Consider the following 1,905-nt stretch of genomic DNA (forward strand, 5'->3'; position numbering starts at 1 on the left):
GGCGCCGGCGTACAACTGGACGGCGCCTACCAATCCAGCACCCGCACCCGGGTCGAAAACAACACCATCGTCGCCACCGGCAGCGCCTCGGCGATCCAAGTGCAAGGCGGCAGCAGCAACGTCCGCATCCGCAACAACATCCTCGACGTGCGCGGCAGCGGCTATGCCCTGAACGTCGCCAGCGACAGCCAACAAGGCTACCTGAGCGACTACAACCTGTTCATGCTCGGCGCCAGCGCCAAACTGGCCTACTGGGAAGACCGGCCGTTCGCCAACCGCACCGACTGGTTCTACGAAGTCGGCCAGGACCGCAACAGCCTGACCGCCGACGCCCGCTTCATCGACATCGACGGCGCCGACGGCCAGGTCGGCTGGAACGGCAACGTAGTGGAAGGCAGCGTGCGCATCGTCGACGACGGCGACCCGACCTTCGCCACGACCGGCAGCTGGAGCACGGTCGCCAGCAACGGCAGCACCCAACCGCGCGGCGGCGACGTCCGCAACAGCGCCGCCGGCGACGGCAGCAGCCAAGCCAGCTGGAGCTTCGACGGCCTGACCGCCGGCTACTACCGCGTGGCGGCGACCTGGCCCTACCAATGGCAAAGCTCGCCGAACTTCAGCTCGAACAGCACCTTCCGCATCTACGACGGCGAAGTCGTAGTCGGTGCCGACGTGATCAACCAAAACGCCAACGCCGCCGCGGCATCCAATGGCTACACCGCCGATGGCAACAACTGGGACGTACTGGGCGTAGTGCGCATCAGCGGCGCCAGCCTGAAAGTCGTGCTGGACAACCTGGCTAACGGCATCGTCCACGCCGACGCGGTCCGCATCGAACGGCTGGCCGGCGACTTCGGCCAGGACGACGACCTGCACCTGCAAAACAACTCCCCGGCCATCGACCGCGGCGACCCGAACAGCCCCAACCTGAGCGAACCGCGGCCGAACGGCGGCCGGGTCGACCTGGGCGCCTACGGCAACACCGCCCAGGCCAACCTGAGCCCGGACCCGTTGATTCAAATTCTGAGCCCGAATGGCCTGGAGAAATTCGAAACCGGCGTCCCGGTCACGGTCAACTGGCGCAGCGACGGCCTGTTGCCGTACGACAGCGTCTTCCTGCTCGACGCCGGCCAGGACACCGGTACCGGCGTCGACAACTGGCAAGCGCAGCAAGGCTACCGCAGCGACGGCAACAACAACTACTACAGCAGCATAAGCGCTGGTACCGCCATCGACCTGAGCGGCGCCGGCGCCAACGCCGCGCCGGAAGCGATGTACCGCAGCTATGCGTATACCCCCGGCGGCGTCGGCAACAAACTCGGCTACCAGATTGCCGCCCAAGACGGCGGCTACCAACTGGTGCTGCATTTTGCCGAGCCGAGCAACATCGCGGTCGGCAGCCGGCTGTTCGACATCGTCGCCAACGGCACCACCATCGCCAGCAACGTCGACGTTCGCGCCCTGGCGGGCGGCATCAACAAAGCCCTGGTGCTGAGTTACGACATCAATATCGCCGGCGGCCAAGGCTTGAGCGTGGAACTGGTCAACAAAACCAACAACTCGGCCATCCTCAGCGGCCTGGAACTGCGCCAGGCCAACGCCAACGGCGTGGCCAACCCGGTATTGAGCCTGGAAGCCTCGACCGACAACGGCGCCAGCTGGACCACCGTCGCCACCGGCCTGACCATGGACCGTTACGGCCGCGGCCAGACCAGCTGGACGCCGACGGCGGAAACGGTGGGCAACAGCGCGTTGCTGCGGATCACGGCGACGATCAACCCGATCGGCGGCAGCATCACGGTCAGCGACAGCAGCGACGAAGGCTTCTTGATTGCCAATGCCGGCAAGGCGTATTACGTCAACGACGGCAGTTTGGCGGGCGACGAATACACCACGGCGGTGGGC

General features: G+C 66.0%; 1 protein-coding gene. It reads left to right on the forward strand.

Going from position 1 to position 1,905, the window contains the following annotated elements:
* On the forward strand, positions 1 to 1,905 hold a 1,905-nt coding region (locus NP603_RS21795; protein WP_256612969.1), incomplete at both ends, for a malectin domain-containing carbohydrate-binding protein.

The sequence above is a fragment of the Methylomonas aurea genome, assembly GCF_024505045.1.
In the GTDB taxonomy this organism is placed as follows: Bacteria; Pseudomonadota; Gammaproteobacteria; order Methylococcales; family Methylomonadaceae; genus Methylomonas; species Methylomonas aurea.